Annotated in this window: 17 protein-coding genes and 1 tRNA gene; 12 read left to right on the forward strand and 6 right to left on the reverse strand. The window is 45.6% G+C overall.

All coding sequences use genetic code 11. From position 1 onward, the window contains the following. Positions 1-2 precede the first annotated feature (2 nt). Positions 3-1,154 carry a type IX secretion system outer membrane channel protein PorV gene (gene porV, locus FK220_RS16620; RefSeq protein WP_152575468.1) on the reverse strand — a complete coding sequence of 384 codons (1,152 nt, stop codon included), beginning with the start codon at positions 1,152-1,154 and terminating at the stop codon, positions 3-5. A 462-nt stretch (positions 1,155-1,616) separates the two neighbouring features. Between porV and gldJ the strand changes: the two genes are divergently transcribed. Continuing rightward, positions 1,617-3,281, forward strand: coding sequence for a gliding motility lipoprotein GldJ (gene gldJ / locus FK220_RS16625; protein ID WP_152575469.1), 1,665 nt, complete (start codon positions 1,617-1,619; stop codon positions 3,279-3,281). Between the two features lie 66 nt (positions 3,282-3,347). Continuing rightward, the gene (locus FK220_RS16630) at positions 3,348-4,622 is read left to right on the forward strand and encodes a UDP-N-acetylmuramoyl-tripeptide--D-alanyl-D-alanine ligase (protein ID WP_152575470.1); all 1,275 of its coding nucleotides are present in this window, start codon (positions 3,348-3,350) and stop codon (positions 4,620-4,622) included. A gap of 83 nt (positions 4,623-4,705) precedes the next feature. Here FK220_RS16630 and FK220_RS16635 read toward each other — a convergent pair whose 3' ends face one another. From FK220_RS16635 to FK220_RS16650, 4 genes are all read right to left on the reverse strand, one after another. Further along, positions 4,706-6,409, reverse strand: a complete 1,704-nt coding sequence (locus tag FK220_RS16635; protein WP_152575471.1) for an efflux RND transporter periplasmic adaptor subunit — start codon at positions 6,407-6,409, stop codon at positions 4,706-4,708. Position 6,410: 1 nt separating this feature from the next. Continuing rightward, positions 6,411-10,103, reverse strand: coding sequence for an efflux RND transporter permease subunit (locus FK220_RS16640; RefSeq protein ID WP_152575472.1), 3,693 nt, complete (start codon positions 10,101-10,103; stop codon positions 6,411-6,413). A gap of 182 nt (positions 10,104-10,285) precedes the next feature. After that, a tRNA-Val gene (locus FK220_RS16645) sits at positions 10,286-10,360 on the reverse strand. A gap of 86 nt (positions 10,361-10,446) precedes the next feature. Beyond that, a complete protein-coding gene (locus FK220_RS16650) occupies positions 10,447-10,986 on the reverse strand; it encodes a DinB family protein (protein WP_152575473.1) in 540 nt (179 codons plus the stop codon). 179 nt (positions 10,987-11,165) lie between these two features. On the opposite strand from FK220_RS16650, the gene FK220_RS16655 reads away from it, so the two are divergent. The 4 genes from FK220_RS16655 (at position 11,166) to FK220_RS16670 (ending at position 18,392) form a co-directional block, all read left to right on the forward strand. After that, a complete protein-coding gene (locus FK220_RS16655; protein WP_152575474.1) occupies positions 11,166-14,381 on the forward strand; it encodes a DUF1553 domain-containing protein in 3,216 nt (1,071 codons plus the stop codon). 68 nt (positions 14,382-14,449) lie between these two features. Further along, positions 14,450-15,913: a DUF1501 domain-containing protein gene (locus FK220_RS16660; RefSeq protein WP_166204965.1), complete on the forward strand. Its 1,464-nt coding sequence runs from the start codon at positions 14,450-14,452 to the stop codon at positions 15,911-15,913. A gap of 22 nt (positions 15,914-15,935) precedes the next feature. Further along, entirely contained in the window at positions 15,936-16,997 is a 1,062-nt protein-coding gene (locus FK220_RS16665; RefSeq protein ID WP_152575475.1) for a twin-arginine translocation signal domain-containing protein, read from the forward strand. Between the two features lie 21 nt (positions 16,998-17,018). After that, positions 17,019-18,392: a c-type cytochrome domain-containing protein gene (locus tag FK220_RS16670; RefSeq protein ID WP_152575476.1), complete on the forward strand. Its 1,374-nt coding sequence runs from the start codon at positions 17,019-17,021 to the stop codon at positions 18,390-18,392. 61 nt (positions 18,393-18,453) lie between these two features. On the opposite strand, the gene FK220_RS16675 is transcribed toward FK220_RS16670, so the two are convergent. Then, a complete protein-coding gene (locus FK220_RS16675; RefSeq protein ID WP_152575477.1) occupies positions 18,454-18,843 on the reverse strand; it encodes a lipocalin family protein in 390 nt (129 codons plus the stop codon). 182 nt (positions 18,844-19,025) lie between these two features. Here FK220_RS16675 and FK220_RS16680 point away from each other — a divergent pair, with 182 nt between their 5' ends. The 6 genes from FK220_RS16680 to hpf all read left to right on the forward strand — a co-directional run bounded on the left by FK220_RS16680 (position 19,026) and on the right by hpf (position 22,282). After that, the gene (locus FK220_RS16680; RefSeq protein WP_152575478.1) at positions 19,026-19,769 is read left to right on the forward strand and encodes an SDR family oxidoreductase; all 744 of its coding nucleotides are present in this window, start codon (positions 19,026-19,028) and stop codon (positions 19,767-19,769) included. Positions 19,770-19,772: 3 nt separating this feature from the next. Further along, positions 19,773-20,012, forward strand: coding sequence for a DUF7218 family protein (locus FK220_RS16685; RefSeq protein ID WP_152575479.1), 240 nt, complete (start codon positions 19,773-19,775; stop codon positions 20,010-20,012). Positions 20,013-20,184: 172 nt separating this feature from the next. Then, positions 20,185-20,841 (forward strand): DUF2461 domain-containing protein, encoded by a 657-nt coding sequence (locus FK220_RS16690; protein ID WP_152575480.1) that lies wholly within the window; start codon positions 20,185-20,187, stop codon positions 20,839-20,841. Between the two features lie 69 nt (positions 20,842-20,910). Continuing rightward, the gene (locus FK220_RS16695; protein ID WP_152575481.1) at positions 20,911-21,519 is read left to right on the forward strand and encodes a nitroreductase family protein; all 609 of its coding nucleotides are present in this window, start codon (positions 20,911-20,913) and stop codon (positions 21,517-21,519) included. Positions 21,520-21,522: 3 nt separating this feature from the next. Then, the gene (locus FK220_RS16700; RefSeq protein WP_152575482.1) at positions 21,523-21,963 is read left to right on the forward strand and encodes a nucleoside deaminase; all 441 of its coding nucleotides are present in this window, start codon (positions 21,523-21,525) and stop codon (positions 21,961-21,963) included. Between the two features lie 19 nt (positions 21,964-21,982). Further along, positions 21,983-22,282 (forward strand): ribosome hibernation-promoting factor, HPF/YfiA family, encoded by a 300-nt coding sequence (hpf, locus tag FK220_RS16705; RefSeq protein ID WP_152575483.1) that lies wholly within the window; start codon positions 21,983-21,985, stop codon positions 22,280-22,282. Positions 22,283-22,370 lie beyond the last annotated feature (88 nt).

Raw genomic sequence — 22,370 nt, forward strand, 5'->3', positions numbered from 1 at the left:
GGTTAATCGTTCAACATTTCGTCCCCAAGATTAAAGGCAAGCGAGAAACGCAGTGAGTTTTCCAATGGGTTCTTGACCTGTGAGGTAGAGAACAAATAGGAAAGGTCTATTTGGACAACGTTGAATTTGAAGCCGGCACCAAGGGTAAAGAACTTTCTGGCACCTTTTTCCTCACTTTCGTTGAAATATCCCGTACGAACCATAAACGAGTCCTGATAGGTATATTCTGCTCCTAGCGCCCAACTGAATTCCTTGAGCTCTTCCCCGAAACCATCGGGCGCATCTCCAAATGACTCAAAGACACCGCTAAAGAAACCTATTTGTTGGTACTCGTCGTTGTCGGAAGCATCGATATCGCCATCCCCGTCAAAATCTCGGGGCGTTGGAACCAAGAGCTTATTAAATTCAGAGGTGAAGGCGATGACGTTGTCCTGATCCAAAATCATATCAAAACCGAGTCCGAGGCCCAAATTAGTGGGAAGAAAGTTCTCTTGCCCACCTTCGTCATATTGTATTTTACCTCCTAAATTGGATATGTTGAAACCGCCTCTCCAACGACCATCAAAACTGCTATAGCCTATTTCCCTGGATCGATAGTATCCCGCCACGTCAACTGCAAACGCATTAGCAGCTTGTGAGTCGGTATTTCCGGTGGTTTGTGGCAATCTAAGATTGGAACTGATGAACCTACCGGCAACGGCCATGGAGAACGTAGGGCTCAGTTTTAAGGAATAGGAACCGTCCAAGGCCAATTCGTTTGGCTTTACCAAGGTAGCCGGATCATTGATCGTTTGCCGTAACTCTATTTCACCAAGGGTAAAGTACCTCAAACTGACAGCAAAGGCACTTTGGTCGTCAATCTTATTGAAATAACTACCACTGAGCAACCCAATGTCCTTTATTACACTTTCCAAATAGGGGGTATATCCGAGTCCTATGCCCATTTTTCGATCTGCAAAAGCAAACTTTGCAGGGTTCCACTGTTGGGAATAGGCATCGGCAGAAGTTGCCACCCCTATGTCTCCCATACCGGCCGATCTGGCATCTGCGGCAATGGTAAGAAATGGTACCGCCGTGGTAATTACCCGATCGTTGTCCTGGGCAGATAATTTGCAAGCAACAGCCAATAGTGTCAGTATCGCTAATTTTTTCATTCGTTCCTTTTAAAGATTTAGTTATTTAAGAAAATTACCAAAGGGAAAACTCCCAAAAGTATGGTTATATTACATGCTTAAACGGGCATTTTAGCATTATCTTATATAGCAGGTGTTTTTTTTCGATGTAACTGGTACTTTTTAGTGTAATTACCTTCCTTTTGGTTAACGGAAAAATTAAAACAAATTCACATGAGCGATAATCCTTGGAAAAAATATCACCGGACATAAAGAAAAGTCGGCACTAAATAATATTCTAGACTTTACGCCGTTATCTTTTTAAACCTACGCATGGGGCACACAAAGCTTGCGGAGCGTTTTGGGCAAAAATTTATTGAACAGATAAAATATAATACCCAAATCACCGTTTTACATGCCGAAAGTGACATTAAAATTAATCAAAATACAAACTCGAATTGCCTTGAACCCGTGATTCGAAACATTTGAACTCAAGTCCTAATTATGAAAAAACAGTTTATCAAAGTTGTACTTTCTTGTGCGGTAATCGCAGGCGGCTTTACGGTTACCAGCTGTAAAAAGTCTTCCGGATCAAAAGACGTGTCCAGAGCTACCGGGTGGAAAATTAACGCCAAAGAGGGAGGATTCCAATACAATACCGATTTCAAGGAGCAGGAGACCGCTCCTGGTCTTGTTTTTGTTGAGGGAGGTACATTTACCAAAGGTAAGGTGCAGGATGATGTAATGCACGATTGGGACAATACGCCTACCTCGCAGCATGTGCAGTCTTTTTATATGGATGAGACCGAGGTCACCAATGTGATGTACTTAGAGTATTTGGATTATTTGAAGAGTGTATACCCTCCCGAAAATCCGAAGTATGCGAATATTTACAAGGGAGCACTTCCCGATACTTTGGTATGGAGAAACCGTTTAGGATTCAATGAAACCATGACCAATAACTACCTGAGACATCCGGCTTATGCCGAGTATCCCGTTGTAGGTGTTAATTGGATCCAGGCTACGCAGTTCGCCGAATGGAGAACCGATCGGGTCAACGAGGTAATGTTGGAGCGCGAGGGCTATTTGGCCAAGGATGCCAAATATAAAGCAGCTACCGGAGAAGTCGGTGGAACCTTCAGCACGGAGACCTACTTGAACCGTCCGGAATCCGTTTATAATGGACAAATAGATTCGCTTCAAGGGAAGCAGAAAAAAGATAGTGTCAACACCTTTGCCAAAAGAAGTAGCGGTGTAATTATGCCAGAATATAGACTACCAACGGAAACCGAGTGGGAATATGCCGCACAGGCCAACCAAGGTTCTAGGGAATACAACAATTACCGAGGTAGGAAAAAATATCCATGGGACGGTGATTATACCAGAAACGGACAACGCGTTGGTCGTGGGGATCAGTTAGCCAACTTTAAGCAAGGTAAGGGAGATTACGGTGGAATTGCAGGATGGTCAGACGATGGTGCCGACATCACCGCACAGGTAATGTCTTACAAGCCAAACGACCTTGGACTTTATGATATGGCAGGCAACGTGGCAGAATGGGTAGCGGATGTTTATCGCCCTATCGTAGATGACGAGATAAGCGACTTCAACTACTATCGAGGAAATATCTACATGAAAACGGCCATAGGTGAAGATGGGAAGGTGAACATTCTCAGGGATAGTATTATATATGATACGCTTCCTACGGGAAAAATAGTTGCGGTCAACTTACCAGGTGAAATAAAAATGGTGCCTGTTGATGAAAATGAAACCTATTTAAGAACCAATTTTGACTCCAGTGATAATAGGGGTTATAGGGATGGTGATCCGGGATCATCTAGGTTCTTCGATCAATTTAGTGATGAGGAGGAGGAAGACCAACGAAAAATGTACGATTCCCCAAAGCATAAAGTGGAGCGTGATTCTACAGGAAAGCTCATTAGACAGTACGACGAATCGAACAGCCGAACAACCTTGATCAACGATGAGGTTCGCGTATTCAAAGGAGGTTCTTGGAGAGATAGGGCCTACTGGTTAGATCCCGCCCAGCGAAGGTATTTGCCTCAGTATATGGCTACCGACTACATTGGTTTTAGGTGTGCTATGTCGAGGGTAGGTTCCAAATCGAAATCAAAGAACAAAACCCCAAGAGGAAAGAAAGCAAAGTAAGCTAATACGCAATTTAGCACAGAAGTCCCGACGGATCCGTCGGGACTTTTTTTATACTTTTGCCTCATGACCATTGAACAACTGCACCAAGTCTTTTTAGACTTCCCCCATGTTTCTACCGACACCCGGAAAATTGTAGAAAATTGCCTCTTTTTTGCACTCAGGGGAGAAAACTTTAACGGCAATGCCTATGCGCAGGAAGCGCTGCAAAAGGGAGCAGCCTATGCAGTAATCGATGATAAGGGATACCTTACTTCCGACAAGACCATCCTAGTTGATAACGTGCTGCAAACACTTCAGGATCTGGCCACTTTTCACAGAAACCATTCCAATGCTAAAGTAATCGGCCTTACCGGAAGCAATGGAAAGACCACGACCAAGGAGTTGATTTACGAGGTACTTTCCAAAAAATATAAAACCATCGCTACAAAGGGCAACCTAAACAATCATATCGGGGTGCCCCTTACCCTACTTTCAATAACCGAGGATACCGAAATCGCCGTGGTAGAAATGGGCGCCAATCACCAGAAGGAAATTGAATTTCTGTGTAGTATTGCGCAGCCCGATTTCGGATACATCACCAACTTTGGCAAAGCCCATTTGGAAGGTTTTGGGGGCGTGGAAGGCGTCATCAAAGGCAAGAGCGAGCTCTACGAATACTTAATGGCCCATAACCAATCGGTGTTCATGAACGCCGATGACCCGATTCAATTGGAAAAATTGGGCAGCTACATAAAAAAGTACGGGTTTAGTACCGAAAAGACCGACTACTACAGAATCGAATTTTTAGAAGCCGACCCTTTTGTTCATTTGAAGTTTGAAGGTGTGACCGTATACACGCAACTCATTGGCAGCTACAATTTCGCCAATTGCGCAATAGCGATTTTGATCGGTAAGTATTTCAATGTTCCCGTTACAGACATCAAAGAAGCCTTGGAAGCATATGAACCTAAAAACAATCGTTCCCAAATCATTGAAAAAAACGGCCACCATATCGTTTTAGATGCCTATAATGCGAACCCGACCAGTATGAAAGCGGCTTTGGAAAGTTTTGACAAGATGGAAGGCACCCGCAAAGTGGTTATTTTGGGAGACATGTTCGAGTTGGGTGAGACTGCTGCCGAAGAGCACCAAAATATTGCCGATTTAGCGGATACAATGTCTTTTGAAGAAGTCCTTTTAACCGGAAAAAATTTCTATCAAACGACTACTAAATCGAAAAAATATGAATCTTTTGAAACGCTGGCGGCGTACCTAAATAAAAATCCTATGCCAGAAAGTACATTGCTGATCAAGGGATCTAGGGGCATGGCTTTGGAACGGGTGTTGGAATTGTTATAAAGTTTTGCCTTCGGAAGGAAACGTTTTCCTTTTGTCAAAAGCTACATCCAGGACACGGCAAGACCCCAGTATGACTGGTCGCTTTATTGAATCGTCTTGGTGATACTGCCACAACCAAGCATCTTGTCCCCAAAGTACGGATTGCGTATTTGGTCCTGAAAACTCAACCAAGTGGCTCCTTGGTTATTATCGGCCATCGGACAGAACTGCACGTATATCGGTTGATCCAAATCACTGAAATTGGAGGCGATTGCCACCATATGTTCGGATAATGGTTTAAACGCTATCCGTTGTTGCTCCAAATCGGCACCGTTGGAAATTCTTTGAACCTGTTCCTTGATTTTCCGAAGATGGGTTCGAAGGATTTCTTCCAACATGGCATCTTCCAATTGCGACAAGGCTTGCTCCATGGACTTTGCATGTTCAACGGCCTTGGATGCATCGGAAGCTACTAAAGCATCCTTCAATCCGGTATATCGATTTATAATGAGTGAAAACCTGTTTTCAAAATCCCCGTTAAAATTCATCGCCATTTCACTCCCTTCCATAACAGGCATCGATTCTTTAGAAGACATCATCGATTTTTTGCCTTGCAGTTGCGCGGCGGCATCCACCGTAAATGTACCATTGGTCACCACCTCATCGCCCGAAGTAAGTCCATCGAGTACGATATAGGAATCTCCAATAGTATTTCCCAAGGTTACCTCGACCATTTCAAAGGTAGGCTGCCGAGGATCAGGTTTTACGTATACCAGGGAGCGTTTTCCTGTCCATAAGACGGCAGACTTTGGCACGGTAAGCACCTGGTCGAAATTGGCTGCCTTTACAATACCTTCGACGAACATACCGGGTTTCAGAAACCCATCTTTGTTTATCAAGGTAGCCCTAACCGCCACGGTTCTTTTAGAAGCGTCCAATACCGGGTCGATAAAGGCTATTTTTGCAGTAAAAGCCCTTCCCTTGAATGCCTCGGAGCTTATACGGATTTCCTGCCCTACCCTTAGAACGGGGAGTTGATTCTCGTAAGCATCGAATACGGCCCATACCGTATATAAGTTCGATACTTTGAACAAAGGATCTCCCTGTTTGTAGAAATTACCTTCGGAAGCCATGACTTCGGTCACCGTTCCCGAAACATCGGCAATAATCGGAAAGTTCATTATCGGTTTCCCCGTTTTCAGTAGCTGATCGATCTGGGCATCGTTCATTTTCCAAAGGCCCAATGTATTTCGGGCGGCGGCGTACAATTTGTCATGGGTGTCTTTATACGATGCCGAGGTTAAGAGCTTATCCTGAGCGGCATATAGCTCGGGAGCGTAAATTACACCCAATTTTTTTCCTTTTTTGATATACTGTCCAACGTAGTTGACATCCAATTCCTCTATGCGCCCATCGAAGACGCTCGTTTGTACCGCATCGGTTTGTTCATTCGAGGTGATTTTACCCGATAGCACCAAGGTATTTCCTTCAATATCGCCTATACCGATTCGAGTGGTCTCTATATTGGCCAAGGCCATTGCGTTCTCGGTCATTTGAAACTGATTGGCCGCAAGGGCCCTGCCGGCAGTTTTTATTGCCGTCAAATCCATTCCGCAGAGCGGACAACTTCCCGTTTCGGCCTGTTGGATCTGAGGATGCATGGCACAGGTATATGCCAGCGCTTCTTCATTAGTGGCAGCATGTTGGTGATCCATCGGGTCGTCACTTCCCCCTGCAACCAAATATCCTATGAACAATCCTGCCGCCAAGACTAGCAAATACCCACCATATTTTCTTATCAAATCCATTTTAATCATTTTTGCGTTCTACATAGCTCAATGCCGCTTCCTTTTTCCAGCTAAACAGTACCGGGACGATCAACAGCGAAATCAAAGCAACCAGCATACCCCCGAAAGCGGGAATCGCCATGGGAATCATGACGTCGCTTCCCCGACCAGTCGCCGTCAATATGGGCAACAAGGCCAGCATGGTAGTTGCCGTAGTCATCAGGCAAGGGCGAATTCGTTTTTTTCCCGCTTCCAATACGGCCGCCCTTATCCCCGTAACATCCTTAGGCACCTCTTTATCAAAACGTTGTTTTAGATAGGTGGCCATCACCACGCCGTCGTCGGTAGCAATCCCAAAAAGCGCAATAAAACCGACCCATACGGCAACGCTTAGATTAATCGTCTTCATGTTGAACAAATCCCTGAAATTGATTCCTCCAAGCCCGAAGTTCATGAACCAGCTTTGGCCGTACAACCAAATCAATAGGAATCCTCCGGCAAAAGCTACCGCCACCCCGGTAAAGACCATAAATGAGATCGAAACGGAACGGAACTGCAAATATAAGATCAGCAGTATTGCCAAGAGCACCAAAGGTACCACAAAAGTCAGTGTTTTCTCCGCACGCATCTGGTTTTCATAGGTTCCGGCAAAGGCATAGCTGATTCCCCCTGGAAGCTTTAATTCATTTTTTTGAATGCTTTCTTCGATTGCGAGCCTGGCATTTTCGACCACATCGACCTCAGCAAAACCCTTTGCCTTGTCAAAGAGCACGTAGCCGACCAAGAAACTATCCTCACTTTTTATATTTTGTGGTCCCTGCTCATAACGGATATCCACTAGCTCGCTCAGAGGCACCGAAACATCATCCTTGGATTGCAGATAAATTTGTTGCAAGTCTTCCGGTGTACCCCTCAGTTCCCTTGGATATCGGACACGTACCCCATAGCGTTCCCTACCTTCAACCGTCTCGGTTAGTATTTTACCCCCCACGGCTACTTCGATCACCTCCTGTACATCAGCGATGGAGATACCATAGCGTCCGAGTTTGTTTCGATGGATATCGACCAGCAGATAAGGTTTGCCTGTGATACGGTCGGCGAAGACCGCTTCCGGCTTTACTCCATCGACTTTCTTCAAAATCGTTTCCAATTGGAGTCCGAATGCTTCGATTTGATTAAGGTCTTGCCCTTTTACTTTGATTCCCATTGGGGCCCGCATACCGGTCTGGAGCATCACCAAACGGGTTTCGATCGGTTGTAATTTTGGAGCGGAGGTTACTCCTGGCAATCGAGTCGCCTTGGAAATTGCCTCCCAAATATCTTCTTTATCCCTAATTTCAGGCCTCCAATTGCGATAGAACCTCCCTCCATCTTCCTCAACCAATTCTTCGCGATCCGAGCCGTTTCCCGAAGCCGCGACCCCCCCGGATTTTGTAACGAAAAGTCCTTCCTCGTTGGTTTTGAATTCCACCGGCCTTCCGGATTCATCCAAAATGTACTCCGGCTTATAGAAAATCACATTCTCGTACATGGAGAGCGGTGCTGGATCGAGTGCCGAGGCAACCCTCCCCGCCTTACCCACCACGGTGGCAATTTCAGGAATACCGGCAACGGCCATATCCAATTGTGCGAGTACCCTTTTGTTCTCGCTCACACCGGCATGTGGCATAGAACTGGGCATTAAGAGAAAGGAGCCTTCATCTAAAGAAGGCATAAACTCCTTACCTGTATTGAGCATAATTACCAATCCCAGAATTAGTAACACCGAAGGGACACTTAAGAATAAAACCTTGTTTGCCAGTGCCCAATTCAAAATACGTTCATAATAACTCCTAAAAAACAAAATGACCCCTAGAACCAAAAAACAAACCAATCCGACAAAGAAAAGGTTGATGAGCACATGGTAGCCATAACCCAAAGGACGCCAGTAATACCCTAATAGAGTTAAAATTGAAAGTAGACTCCAATAGGACTGAAAACGCTTTTCCAATGTTCTTGAAATCCTATCAAACCTGCCAAGAAGCCCAATCATACTAAAACCGATGAGAATAAGGCCCAGAAAGTTGCCATATATAAGACTTCCCAACCCAATGAGCCCCAACATCCCGTACAGCGCCATACCCAGGGTCTTCTTTATGGGAGCCCTATTAAATAACCGAGCTGCCGCCGGTGGTATCAGAAAAAGAGCAACAATCATCGAAGCCGTAAGCGCCGCTGTTTTGGTGAAAGCCAGTGGGCTAAAAAGTTTACCCTCTGCCCCTGTTAACGTAAAAACAGGAATAAAACTGATAATCGTTGTCAAACCTGCCGTAAGGATAGCCCCTGAAACCTCAATGGTCGCTTCGTAGACTATCTCATCGACCTTACGATTATCAGGGTTCAACTCCAAATGTCGCACAATATTTTCCCCCAAGATGATTCCCATATCGACCATAGTACCGATAGCAATGGCGATTCCCGACAAGGCAACGATATTGGCGTCGACCTTAAAAAACTTCATGGCTATGAATACCATTAATACCGCGATGGGCATCAAACTTGAAATCAATAGGGAAATCCTCAGATTGAAAAGCAATACGATTACCACCAAAATAGTAATAAGCAGCTCATAGGTAAGGGCGTCGCCCAAGGTACCCAAGGTTTCCTCGATAAGTTCGGCCCTATCATAAAAAGGCACGATCGTTAGCTTGGAGACGCGACCGTCTTTCAAAGTTTTTGAGGGCAGCCCTGTTGTGATTTCCTTGATTTTTTCCTTGACCCCTGAAATCGTTTGCATCGGATTCGCCCCGTAACGGGATACCACTACACCACCGACTACCTCGGCTCCTTCCTTGTCCAAGATTCCACGTCTTTCGGCCGGACCCAACGATACTTTGGCAATATCCTTGATGCGAATCGGAGTGAAGTTTTCGGTACGCACCTCTGCATTTTCGATATCCTCGACACTCTCGATATACCCAAGGCCCCTCACAAAATATTCGGCCCGATTCATTTCCAGTGTCTTGGCACCAACGTCCTTATTGCTTTCCCGTACAGCTTGGACGACCTCGGAAAGTGCCACGTTATACTGCCGCATCAGTTCGGGATTGACATCAACTTGGTACTCCTGAACATATCCACCAATCGAAGCTACTTCGGAAACCCCTTTCGCCGCAGCGAGTGCATTTTTCACATAAAAATCCTGAATGCTCCTTATCTCGTGTAAATCCCATCCTCCGGTGACCTTTCCTTCCGCATCCCTTCCTTCCAGCGTATACCAGAACAACTGCCCTAGGGCGGTGGCATCAGGTCCGAGGGTCGGTTGTACATCAGAGGGTAACAAATCACCTGGCAAGGAATTCAGCTTTTCCAGCAGGCGACTACGTGCCCAGTAGAAATCGACCCCCTCCTCAAAAATGACATAGACACTCGAAAAACCGAACATTGAGGAACTACGAACGGTCTTGATGCCGGGAACCCCCAATAGGTTGGAACTAAGGGGATAGGTAACCTGATCCTCTATATCTTGTGGGGAGCGGCCTTCCCATTGTGTATATACGATTTGTTGATTTTCACCGATATCGGGAATGGCGTCAACGGCAACCGGTTTTTGGGGCAATAGCCCCTTTCCGAGATCAAACGGGGCATGCACGATGCCCCAAATCAAAAACAGCAGCAACAATACCAGTGCCACCAATTTGTTTTCGATTAAAAATTTGATGCCTTTGTTCAGCATTGGCAATGTTTAAAAAGGTAGTATCCGTTCGTCGAGAAACTCCCGTAAACCTTAACGTTCAAAAGTACTAAATGATTGTAGGCGGTACGGAACTATTTCATCGGAAAAACCAAAAATAAACATGAATCGGGAAAACTCCGCTGACGAAAGTCATAGTACCTCTCTATATGGAAGAAGAAAAGTGGGTCATATTGGATTCGAACCAATGACCTCTGCCCTGTCAAGGCAGCGCTCTAAACCAACTGAGCTAATGACCCATGAATGGAGGGCAAAAATAGCCAAAAGATTGTATTTATTGAATATCGAGGCAAAAATATTGGCATCAAACCCAAAGAACCCTATTTCACCAGGTATACTCAGGGGGTCGTATATTGTTCATACGTAAATACAGATTCGCTTTGGCACGGTGGTTCGCCATATGATCCTGGACATAGAATAAGGCAAACGCCCTACTAACCTTGTTACCGCTGTGATACATGGTACATGTTTCATCGAGTTGCGCCTGACCGATGGCAATAATTACCCCGGTGGTGTATTCGAAGCTTTTTACGAGCATTTCAATAATCGCCTCCTTACCCATTTCACCGGCATCGGGTGTATTCGGTTTTACCTCCATTCCCTGTACATATCGCTTGGTCAACAACTCCGAAGCGGCTGCTATATGTACCATTTGCTCCGCAAAACTTTTGCTGACCTCGGTAGGTCGGTATGCGTACAGCTCCTCGGGCATTGTCTTCGCAACGGCCAGGCAATGCTCCGTAGCTTCTTGCCAGACCGGCAAATACATTCTCGTAAAGTCGGTTTTCGGGCCAACTTCGGTTTGGGCATTCATTACGCCAATAAAACACAAAAAAGGCCCCCAACACAGTATCTTTTTGAACATACGAATCACTTTGTCTAATTATGTATAAGCGATCGGAACTAAATCAGCGACAGCGCACGCGATTTCAAGTCACCGACCGTATTTATTCAAAATTATGACATAAATAACCAATCATAGCGTACCCTTTAAAATTCAAAGCCAAAAAAATGTATATTTAAAAGGATTAAAACCCTTTTCCGATGAAACGAAAGGTCTTATTCCTGGTTTTAGGGTATTGCTTACTGTCTTCCTGTTCATTCAATGCACCGGCAGAAATCACCAGTGCCTATCAAGATCTCCCCGAGACCATTGATTTCAATTTCCATGTAAAACCCATCTTGTCGGATCGATGCTATACCTGCCATGGTCCTGATGCCAACACCCGAAAAGCAAATTTACGCTTAGATCTGCAGGAAGAAGCCTTCAAACGGCTCACTAGTGGCAACCATGCGTTTGTAGCCAAAAAACCGGGACGTAGTGAAAGTATTGAACGTATCCTAAGTGACGATCCGGAACGCTTAATGCCCCCACCGGAATCGAACCTCAACTTAACGGCCAGGGAAAAAGCCATTTTAATCAAATGGATTGAACAAGGGGCTCAATGGAAACCCCACTGGGCATTTGTCAAGCCTAAGAAACCCCCTCTTCCCGAACAGGAAAATCCCGATTGGACAGTTCGAAATGAAATAGATTTGTTAGTACAACGGCAATTAAGGGAACAGGGGCTTGAACCTTCAAAAGAGGCCTCCAAGCAGCGCCTGTTGAGACGGGTTTCGATGGATCTGACAGGCTTGCCCCCCACTTTGGAACAAATCGACGCTTATATGAACGATCAAAGCCCTGACGCCTATGAAAAGGTCGTAGACGAATTGTTGGCAACGGATGCCAATGCCGAACGGTTGGCTTTGGATTGGATGGATATTTCCCGATACGCGGATTCCCATGGATTACATGCCGATGGATGGCGGTTGATGTGGCCATGGCGCGATTGGGTCATCAATGCCTTTAAACAAAACATGCCCTATAATCAATTTATTACCTGGCAATTGGCCGGGGATTTACTCCCCGGTGCCACCAAGGAGCAAAAATTAGCGACCGCATTTAATCGCAACCATCCGATGACCGCTGAAGGCGGGGCCATTGAAGAGGAATTTCGCCTAAACTACGTTTGGGATCGGACGGAAACAGTGGGTACGGCGCTGTTAGGGCTTACTGTTGCCTGTGCACGTTGTCATGACCACAAATTTGATCCTATTTCCCAAAAGGATTATTTTCAGATGACCGCCTTTTTCAATAATGTTAAGGAGTTGGGAATGACGGGAGATGATGGCAATTATGGCCCTATGTTGGCATTACCGGACTCCCAAACCGAAGAAAAATTAAACGCTCTGGACAAGACCATCCAACAAAAATCAAAACAGTTGGAATTGACCAAAAAGGAGCTAAAAGACCTGAATACCTTCATGAATAAATTACCCGGGAATTCAAGGAAAAATGGTTTGGTAGGGCATTATCCCTTGGAAAGGCTATCGCCACGACCAGGAAAAAAGAAGGGCTACCTTGTAGATGGCAATCCCGCCGTTACAATACGTGAATCCCCAAAAATAGTAGAAGGTAAAAAGGGGAAAGCCTTTGAGTTCACAGGGGAATACGACGAAGTTCATCTTGATAATGTTCCCAATTTCGAATGGACGGACAGATTTTCGGCAGGACTATGGCTTTACACCACCAAACGACAGGCCGGGAAGACCCAGACCCTTTTGGGCACCACTGGTGAAAAAAACAACTTTTGGCGCGGCTGGGATTTTTACCTCGATAGCTTGAACCATCTCAATGTGCGCTTGATCCACTCTTTACCCCATAACTATATTCATGTACGATCAAAAGACTCTATCAAAACTAAAGAGTGGCGTCATGTGGCCTTTACCTATGATGGTTCCGGAAAGGCCGAGGGACTCACACTTTTTATAGACGGAGAAGAAATAGGGACCAACATCCCATACGACAAACTATACAAGTCGATCAAAACAATCACGGTAGCCACCCATCAACTCACAGATCAACCTGTAAGAGTCGCGAAAAGTTATAGAAACTACACGGGGGAAAACGGCATTTTTTTAGGACGAATCGACGATATTCATATATATTCAAGAAGGTTGGTGCCTTTGGAAGTTCGTCATCTGGCCAAAGAAGACGGTAATCTGGAAAATCCAGACAATTCCTGGGCCGCAGACTATTGGGTAAGTCAGTCGCCCGAAGTAGTGAAATTAGAAAAAGAGCTGAAAAAACTGCGTGGTGAATGGCTTTCCCATATGAATCCGGTGATGGAAGTCATGGTTATGGAAGAAATGCCAACACCAAGACCCACTTTTGTTTACAACCGAGGGGATTATGAGCAGCCGATGTACGAAGTAGATGCCAACACGCCGGAAGTCCTGCCCGCATTTTCTAAAGATTATCCCAAGAACCGTTTGGGTCTTTCGCAATGGATCTTTTCGGAAGACAATCCGCTTACGGCAAGGGTCACCGTGAATCGATACTGGCAAATGCTATTCGGCAATGGCTTGGTAGAAACCCCACAGGATTTCGGTGTTCAGGGCTCCCTACCCTCCCACCCCGAATTAATCGATTGGCTGGCAACTTCCTTTGTGGAAAGTGGCTGGGATGTAAAGGCACTATTAAAAACCATGGTAATGTCACATACTTATCGGCAAACCTCCAAAGCTTCCTTGGACTTACGGGAAACAGACCCGACCAATCGCTATTTGGCCAGAAGTAATAGTTATCGGCTTCCCGCTGAGATGATACGGGACAATGCTTTGGCAGCGAGCGGTTTATTGGTGCAACACGTGGGAGGTAAAAGCGTGAAGCCTTATCAACCGGGCAATTTATGGATCGAAAAGAACAGCTTTTCCCACAAATTACTGAACTATAAGGAATCGGAGGGTGATAGCTTATATCGTCGCGGGTTGTACACCTTTATAAGACGCACCTCACCCCATCCTGCCATGACGGCCTTTGACACACCCTCCAGGGAGGTTTGTACGGTAAAACGGGAAAACACCAACACTCCTTTGCAGGCATTGGTATTAATGAACGATACCCAGTTTGTGGAGGCCTCCAGGGTTTTGGCGGAACGTATGCAGAAGGAAGGCGGTACAAGTTTGGAGGATCAGATTACTTACGGTTTTCGGTTGGCAGTGAGCCGGAAACCAAAAAAGGAGGAATCGGAAATCCTAAAAGAGTTGTATGAACGTCAATCAGAGCGATTTATAGCCTTTCCAAAGGAGGCAAACGAATTATTAACGGTCGGTAAAAAACCGATGGACCGAGCATTGAATCCGTCGAAGACCGCTGCATTGACGATGGTCGCCAATACCATTTTAAACCATGATGAAACCTATATGAAACGCTAAATAAAGTTCAAGTGTCAAGTTTGGGTACAACCCTTCTGAAATTGGCACTTGAGCTTGAGCTTGAAAACATGTGTACACACCACCATAATAAAAATTATACCCGGAGGGATTTCCTGACAAAAACCACTTTGGGGATGGGGGCGTTATCGATGGCCTCAATGCTCGACCCTATAGGCCTTTTCGCTAACGAACAACCGTTGATTCGTACCCCAAACGATGGAGGGGGCATTTTGGGCAAACCACACTTTCCCGCCAAAGTGAAACGTGTCATTTATTTGTTCCAAAGTGGGGCGCCCTCGCAGTTAGATCTCTTCGATTACAAACCACTTCTGAACAAAATGAACGGACAGGACCTACCTGAAAGCGTGCAACAAGGGCAGCGACTTACGGGAATGTCCTCGGGTCAGGCCAGTCTTCCCATTGCCGGGTCCATTTTTGATTTCAAGCAACATGGCGATAGTGGGGCCTGGATGAGTGATTTGATGCCGCACACTTCGAAAATTGTCGATGAGCTCTGTTTTATCAAGTCGATGTATACCGAAGCTATCAACCATGATCCCGCGGTTACTTTTTTGCAAACTGGCTCCCAACTACCTGGGCGACCTTCCATCGGATCGTGGGTGAGTTATGGTTTGGGTACCGATAACAAGAACTTGCCAGAGTTCGTGGTCTTGGTCACTAAGGACAAATACGGGCAGCCGCTCTATTCCAGGTCCTGGGGCAATGGCTTCTTACCTTCGCAACATCAAGGGGTACAGTTCCGTGCGGGTAAAGACCCCGTATTGTATTTGACCAATCCACCCGGGGTCGATGGCAAAAGCCGAAGGGAACAGCTCGACCATTTACAACGATTGGAACAGATCAATCACCAAGATGTGGGAGATCCCGAAATCCTAGCCCGGATGGCACAATACGAAATGGCGTTTCGTATGCAGACTTCGGTACCTGAAATCATGGATACCAGCGATGAGTCCGACTACATCTACGAGATGTACGGTGAAGATAGCCGCAAGCCCGGCACCTTTGCGGCGAATTGTATCTTGGCAAGACGATTGGCCGAGCGCGATGTAAAGTTCATTCAGTTGTACCATCAAGGGTGGGACCAACATGGTAACCTCCCGAACGCCATCAAGGTACAATGCAAGGAAACGGATCAGGCTACCGCCGCCTTGATTACCGATTTGAAACGACGGGGCATGTTGGAGGATACCTTGGTCATATGGGGAGGCGAGTTCGGTCGTACCAACTACTCACAAGGTCAGCTGACCCCCGATAATTTTGGAAGGGACCATCATCCGAAATGTTTTACCATATTTATGGCGGGGGCGGGAATAAAAAAAGGATTCACCTTTGGCGCTACCGATGATTTTGGATATAACGTAGTCCAGAATCCGGTGCACGTGCACGATTTTCAAGCGACACTGATGCACTTGTTGGGCGTAGATCATGAACGCTTGACCTTCAAGTTTCAAGGCAGGCGGTATCGCCTTACCGATGTACACGGAAAAGTGGTCAAGGACATCCTTGCCTGATTCAAATATTAAACGAAGTAAAATGAAGAAAAACAACCACCAAAGAAGGGATTTTATCAAAAAATCCGCGTTGGCTGCGGGAGCCGGGCTCCTCGCACCTCGTTTTACGTTTGGCATTACACATTCAAACAAGCATATGAAGGAAATCGTTGGTCATGGAAATTTTAAGTACAGTGTTGATAAGGAGTGGGGCGTACAAGATCCATCCAAAACTCCGGTAAACGATTGCCATGAAATGGTGCTCGACAGTAAAGGACGCATCTTGATGACCACTACCGGGGAAAACAACAACAACATTATCATCTATGACCAATCCGGAAAGGTGCTGGATTCCTGGGGCACGGAATTCCCGGGGGCCCATGGTCTCTCCATAGCCGGGGAAGGAAGCGATCAGTTTTTATTCATTACCGATCCGGACACCCACAAGGTTTGGAAAACAACTTTGGACGGCCAAATCATTATGACCCTGGAAAGACCTAAGGAAGTAGCGGGGTACACCAGCGACGATCAATTTAAACCGACCGAAACGGCCATCCTGCCCAATGGTGATTTCTATGTTGCCGATGGGTATGGACAAAACTATATTATTCACTACAATGCCAAGGGAGAGTATCTAGGCCACTTTGGCGGTTCTGGTGACGAAGACGACCAATTCAACTGTTGCCATGGTATTACATTGGATACCCGAGACGAAGCCAACCCTACTTTATTGATTACATCTAGGGCCAACCAACGGTTTAAAAGGTTTTCGCTGGACGGAAAGCATATGGAGACCATTCAACTCCCCGGTTGCTCGGTATGTAGGCCGGTCATCCATGGGGAAAATATTTATTTTGCGGTCATTGTGACCGAAACTTGGGACAACTGGGACGGGATGTTAGCGATTTTGGACAAGGAGAATCAGGTAGTATCCCTTCCTGGGGGCAGTGCGCCCGAGTACCGTAAGGGCAGCTTGGTAGCCCCTGTCTACGATGGAAAGACCTTCCGAAATCCTCACGATGTATTGGTAGATGACGACGGTAATCTCTACGTACCACAATGGGCATCGGGAAAAACGTATCCCATTAAACTAAATAGGATATAATTACCAAACTGCAACCCATTCATGATTCCATTGGAATTTACCACCTTTATCGGGCGTTTTCATCCACTCTTCGTGCATCTACCTATCGGTTTTCTGTTGCTGGCCATTTTGTTGGAATGGTACGAGAAATATACTAAGACCGACAGCAAGAGTAAGCTGGTACCCTATGCCTGGTTTCTAGGCGGTATCAGCGCAGCGATAGCGGCCCTTTGCGGCTGGTACTTGGGCGAAACCGGGCTTTACAGGGAAGAGGACCTTTTTGTACATCGCTGGCTAGGGATTGCATTGGTGGTAGCCTCCTTTCTAGGCTGGTACGTCAAAAAGAATCGGGAAAAATCCAGTTCGTTGGTCCAAAACGGATTTAACATCCTCTTGCTGGGAATGCTTTTCGTGGAAGGCCACAAGGGTGGAAATCTGACACATGGCGACAGCTATCTGACAGAATACGCTCCCGAACCCCTTCAAAAATTGCTTGGTGCAGAGGTAGGAAAGGATTCATTACCAGAATTTAGTACACCGGACTCCGTACAGCTTTATAATGACCTAGTATACCCCGTATTCGAGACCAAGTGCATCGCCTGCCATAACGACGAGGTACAAAGGGGCGGGTTGAATATGGCCACGACAGAAGCCTTCCAGGTCGGCGGGGACAACGGCCCTATCGTTATAGCCGGAAACAGTCTTGAAAGTGAGCTTTTCCATAGAATCACCTTGCCCCAGCGCAATATCAAGTTCATGCCACCCACGGAGGAAACGCTTACCTACGACGAAATTAAGGTGGTGGAGTGGTGGATTGAGCAGGGCGCTTCTTTCGAAGACCGAATCGTCTCGGTGGCGGTAACGGAAACCATCAAACCCGTCTTGCTTAGAAGATATGGGCTTGACACATCACCCAAACCTTGGTACGAAATGGTACAACTTCCTTTTTTGGACAGTGGAACGCTTACAGCCATTGAAAACCAAGGTTTTGTCGTTAAATCGTTAGGGGGCGATAATCCACTTTTGGATATTGCGTATTCCGGTAACGACCTGACACGGGAACAATTGAATGCATTGGAAAACGTAAAGGAGTACATTACCTGGCTTTCACTGGCCGGAACCAATGTGCAAGACGAATGGCTTTCGATGGTAGCCAACTTTCCCAATCTGACGCGTCTTCAACTCGAAAAAACAACCATCTCAGATAAGGGAATTCAAAGCATAAAAGGTTTGGAACATTTGGAGGCGCTCAATTTATACGGTACGCGGGTCAGCGATTCGAGTCTCGCCATTATCGGGAAATTAAAAGAACTTCAACGCGTATATCTTTGGAATACACGGGTCACCTTAGAAAACGCCAAACGCCTAGAAGAGTCAAAAGAGGGTTTGGAGGTAGTAATCGGCGAAAATTTTTGAATAAAAAAACATCTTTGCCAGCAAAGATGTTTCCTGTTTCCCAACGAAATAGAAAAGTACATTATTCCTTTACAAGTTCCAAGGTCTGAACGTTGTTCTCGCCATCGGTCGACTTCCATTTTTGGTACTTGTTCTTATTCTCCAAATAAATCCAGGTTTTGGCCAATTCGCTGTCATCGCCCTCTATCGTTACATAGTTTTCGGTGGAGGACCAAGTAAATGGCGCCGAGTCCGACTGTTCGATGCCTAAAACAGTATAATCCAATTGTTTTTGACCTGTGTTATCCTTGTTAAAAGTCATGGTGCCGATATTTTGCAACGTAGTGCCCTGTTCTCCCGGGGTTACGCGTTCATACTTCTGTACTGTCCAGGTACCTACCAATTTGTGGGCGCACGATGTAAAAAGAAATGCGCTCAATAGCATTAAAAAAAAGATTTGTGTTCGTTTCATAGTTTCAAGTTTTAAACAAAATTAATTATTCATACCGAAGACCGTTGTCCCAAATCCCCTTAATGCTAGCTCAAATAAGCTAGGCGGCATCTGCACGTCGTTTACATGGATTTCCGTTAAAGTTTTGATGGATGGGGTCAACCGAAGGAATTTTGAAATGGGAATTTTGTAAAAAAGATATCATGAAATTAAAAGACAAAGTAATTATTATCACTGGTGCCTCTAGCGGCATTGGAGAGGCTACCGCGAAACTGCTGGCCAAGGAGGGAGCCAAAGTCGTACTTACTGCCAGAAGGGCGGAACGCCTTCACGAGCTAAAGGAAGCTATTGAGGCCATGAACGGTGAGGCACTGGTAGTTCCTGGCGATGTAACGAAGAAAACAGACTTTGAAGAGGTCGTGGAAAAGACGTTGGAAAAGTTTGGAACCATTGACGGGTTGGTAAACAATGCTGGTCTCATGCCGTTATCCTTTATCAAAAACCTACACACCGAAGAGTGGGATACGATGATCGATGTCAACATTAAAGGCGTATTGAACGGTGTAGCGACTGTGTTACCAACCATGATGGAACATAAAAGTGGGCATATCATCAATATCGCTTCCAGTGCGGGACGAAAAATCTATCCGGGCGGGGCAGTGTACTGTGCCACCAAAGCAGCGGTACGAATGTTCTCGGAAGGATTGCGACAGGAACTATCCCCTACGTTTGGAATCAATGTCACCTCCATTGAGCCGGGATTCGTCTCTACCGAGTTGATGAACACGATTACCGATAATGAAATCAAGGAACAAATGTCGGCAATGGCCGAAATGACGCCGTTGGAATCGGAAGATATCGCCGAAGCTATACGATATGCCCTTTCACAACCTACCCGGGCAAATATCAACGATGTATACATAATGCCAACGGAGCAAAAGCAGTAAATCATGGATAGACCCAGTATTCAAAACGAGGAACAATACGAAGCCTTAAGGGACCAAGGCTATAGTAAGGAAAAAGCGGCACGCATTGCCAACACCGAAAATGCAGGAAAAAAGGGAGGCGGTTCCCAGAAATACGAAGAACGCACTAAGAAAGAATTGTACGAACAAGCACAGAAAGTGGGCATTGAGGGCCGTTCAAAAATGGATAAACAAGAATTGATCGAGGCGTTGCGGAACCACTAGGAAGTCGGTTAACTAACGTTATAAACGTCTTGTAGTAATTAAATCTATTGTTCCATTCCATATGGGAAAGCTTAGTTTGATAGCTAGATAGCGGCAAATGGTTATTCTATCCAATCCAGTAAAAACGAAACAACGACATCCTTTCAAAACCGTAATAATTACAATAGCAGATATGAGTTTTTATAAAATGTACGACTTCCTACGCGATTTGGAGAAGAATAATTCCAAAGCCTGGATGGACGAGCATCGAACCCGGTACGAGGAAATAAGGTATTGGTTCATTGATTGGTTGGATGCCTTGGATGACAAGCTTTCGGAAGAAGATGCGGCTTACCATCCCACACCCGGCAAAAAAGCCATCAGCAGAATTAATAACAATCTACTCTATCATCCCGAGAAACCAACCTATAAAAATCATTTTGGGGCCAATTTGGATAAAGCTCCGGGAAAGGCTGCATTTGTGATTCATTTAGGAACCGATACCTCCTTTATCGGTGGTGGATTTTACCATCCGAAACGCGAAGTCCTCAAACAGTTGCGAAAGGGCATCGATACAAGGGGAGATCGCTTAAAGAAAATAATGGAGCAAAAATCCTTTCGGGATACTTTTGGCACTTTGGTCGATGTATCCCCTCTAAAGACCGCTCCCCAGGGCTATTCCAAGGAGCATCAACATATCGACCTGCTCAACCACACTAGCTTTGTGGTTACCTATCGGTTGACACAGAAAGAGGTACTATCGGATGATTTTAAAAATAGCATAATATCCCTCTACCATGAAATGAAGCCCTTTCGAAAATTTTTGAATGATGTGGTGGCCGATTGCTAAAATTGGTATTTACGATCACGGAAAGGAAAATAAGAATCAAGAGTGTTTAAAAAGAACTAAAACAAAAAAATGACAGAAAAAGAAGCATTACAACTGGATAAAAAAGCAAAAACAGCGTATCAAATTTTCCCATTGTTACAAATGCGATGGAGTCCCCGTACTTTTGACGAGCGGGAGATTACCAAAAAAGAACTGAACCAATTGTTCGAAGCGGCCCGATGGGCAGCCAGCTCTTACAACAGACAGCCATGGCGTTTTATTTATGCGGAGAAAGGTACCGAGTCATATGATCGGGTGGTGAGCTGCCTTAGTGATTTTAATAAGCAATGGGCGACCACCGCCCCGATACTGCTATTGACCGCCTATAAGGAGAAGACCGAAAATGGGGACGAGAATTTTCATGCGTTACACGACTTGGGACTTAGCCTAGGTAATATGAGCGTGCAAGCGGAGCATATGGGTATTGCTATGCACCACATGGCGGGAATCGATTGGAAGAAAGCACAGGAAGTTTTCGAGGTGCCGGAAGGCTTTCACATTACCACGGCCATCGCAATAGGCTATTATGGTGGAAATCCCGATAGTCTTCCCGAGGATTTAAAGCAACAGGAAATGCAGCCACGTAGCCGCAATCCCATCACGGATTTTGCTTTTGAAGGAACCTGGAAAAGCGACTAGTATATGGAGGAGCACCAACATTATATGCAACGAGCCATTGCCTTGGCCCAAGAAGGGAAAAGTCATCCGGATGGGGGGGCTTTTGGAGCCGTTATCGTCAGGGATGGTCATGTAATTGCCGCTGTTCACAATTGGGTGAAAGGGTCCAAGGATTGTACCCAACATGCAGAACTGAAAGCGATACAGAAAGCCTGCCAGGTCTTGGAAAGCCAAGACCTCTCCGATTGCATTCTCTATACCAGTTGCGAGCCCTGCCTAATGTGTTTGGGTGCCTGTCATTGGGCCAAATTCAAACAAATTTTCTTTGGGGCCAGTGCCCAGGACGCAAAAGAACACGGATATATTTATTCAAAGGTATTTTACGACTCGGATACCGATGAAAGAAACCAAGAATTTAAGATGCAGCAACTGCTTCGGGACGAAGCGGTCGCTGTTTGGAAATAACTTTAAAACTAAAATTAAGATGCAAATAATATTTGAATACCACGATGTAAGCGCTAGTGACCGACTAGAATCCGTTGCAACCGAAAAGCTCAACCACCTACAGACGAAATTTGACTTTGTCCACCGGGCCGATGTTTTTTTTAAAAAAGTAAACAGAAGTGACGACAAGGAGCAAGTATGCGATATTCGGTTGAGCATGCCGGGACCTAGAATCTTTGCCTCTACCAATGCCGTATCCTTTGAGTCGGCCATTGCAGAAACGATTAGGGATTTGGAAGATCAACTGAGAAGACACAAGGAAAAAATGGGCGCTCGTTAATTATCAACAAAGTGAGCCTTTACCACTGAAAACGGTTATTTGAATACCATTTGGCATTCATAGATTACATATTCAAAACAAGTGCTAT

The organism is Pelagihabitans pacificus (genome assembly GCF_009371985.2).
GTDB classification, from domain to species: Bacteria; Bacteroidota; Bacteroidia; order Flavobacteriales; family Flavobacteriaceae; genus Pelagihabitans; species Pelagihabitans pacificus.

Bases quoted from the DNA above. Each gene is read 5' to 3' on its own strand.
- FK220_RS16670 (WP_152575476.1), top strand. From the start codon at position 17,019: ATGATTCCATTGGAATTTACCACCTTTATCGGGCGTTTTCATCCACTC.
- FK220_RS16700 (WP_152575482.1), top strand. From the start codon at position 21,523: ATGGAGGAGCACCAACATTATATGCAACGAGCCATTGCCTTGGCCCAA.
- FK220_RS16660 (WP_166204965.1), top strand. From the start codon at position 14,450: ATGTGTACACACCACCATAATAAAAATTATACCCGGAGGGATTTCCTG.
- gldJ (WP_152575469.1), top strand. From the start codon at position 1,617: ATGAAAAAACAGTTTATCAAAGTTGTACTTTCTTGTGCGGTAATCGCA.
- FK220_RS16695 (WP_152575481.1), top strand. From the start codon at position 20,911: ATGACAGAAAAAGAAGCATTACAACTGGATAAAAAAGCAAAAACAGCG.
- hpf (WP_152575483.1), top strand. From the start codon at position 21,983: ATGCAAATAATATTTGAATACCACGATGTAAGCGCTAGTGACCGACTA.
- FK220_RS16680 (WP_152575478.1), top strand. From the start codon at position 19,026: ATGAAATTAAAAGACAAAGTAATTATTATCACTGGTGCCTCTAGCGGC.
- FK220_RS16655 (WP_152575474.1), top strand. From the start codon at position 11,166: ATGAAACGAAAGGTCTTATTCCTGGTTTTAGGGTATTGCTTACTGTCT.
- FK220_RS16635 (WP_152575471.1), bottom strand. From the start codon at position 6,409: ATGGATTTGATAAGAAAATATGGTGGGTATTTGCTAGTCTTGGCGGCA.
- FK220_RS16690 (WP_152575480.1), top strand. From the start codon at position 20,185: ATGAGTTTTTATAAAATGTACGACTTCCTACGCGATTTGGAGAAGAAT.
- FK220_RS16630 (WP_152575470.1), top strand. From the start codon at position 3,348: ATGACCATTGAACAACTGCACCAAGTCTTTTTAGACTTCCCCCATGTT.
- FK220_RS16640 (WP_152575472.1), bottom strand. From the start codon at position 10,103: ATGCTGAACAAAGGCATCAAATTTTTAATCGAAAACAAATTGGTGGCA.
- FK220_RS16665 (WP_152575475.1), top strand. From the start codon at position 15,936: ATGAAGAAAAACAACCACCAAAGAAGGGATTTTATCAAAAAATCCGCG.
- FK220_RS16685 (WP_152575479.1), top strand. From the start codon at position 19,773: ATGGATAGACCCAGTATTCAAAACGAGGAACAATACGAAGCCTTAAGG.
- porV (WP_152575468.1), bottom strand. From the start codon at position 1,154: ATGAAAAAATTAGCGATACTGACACTATTGGCTGTTGCTTGCAAATTA.
- FK220_RS16675 (WP_152575477.1), bottom strand. From the start codon at position 18,843: ATGAAACGAACACAAATCTTTTTTTTAATGCTATTGAGCGCATTTCTT.
- FK220_RS16650 (WP_152575473.1), bottom strand. From the start codon at position 10,986: ATGTTCAAAAAGATACTGTGTTGGGGGCCTTTTTTGTGTTTTATTGGC.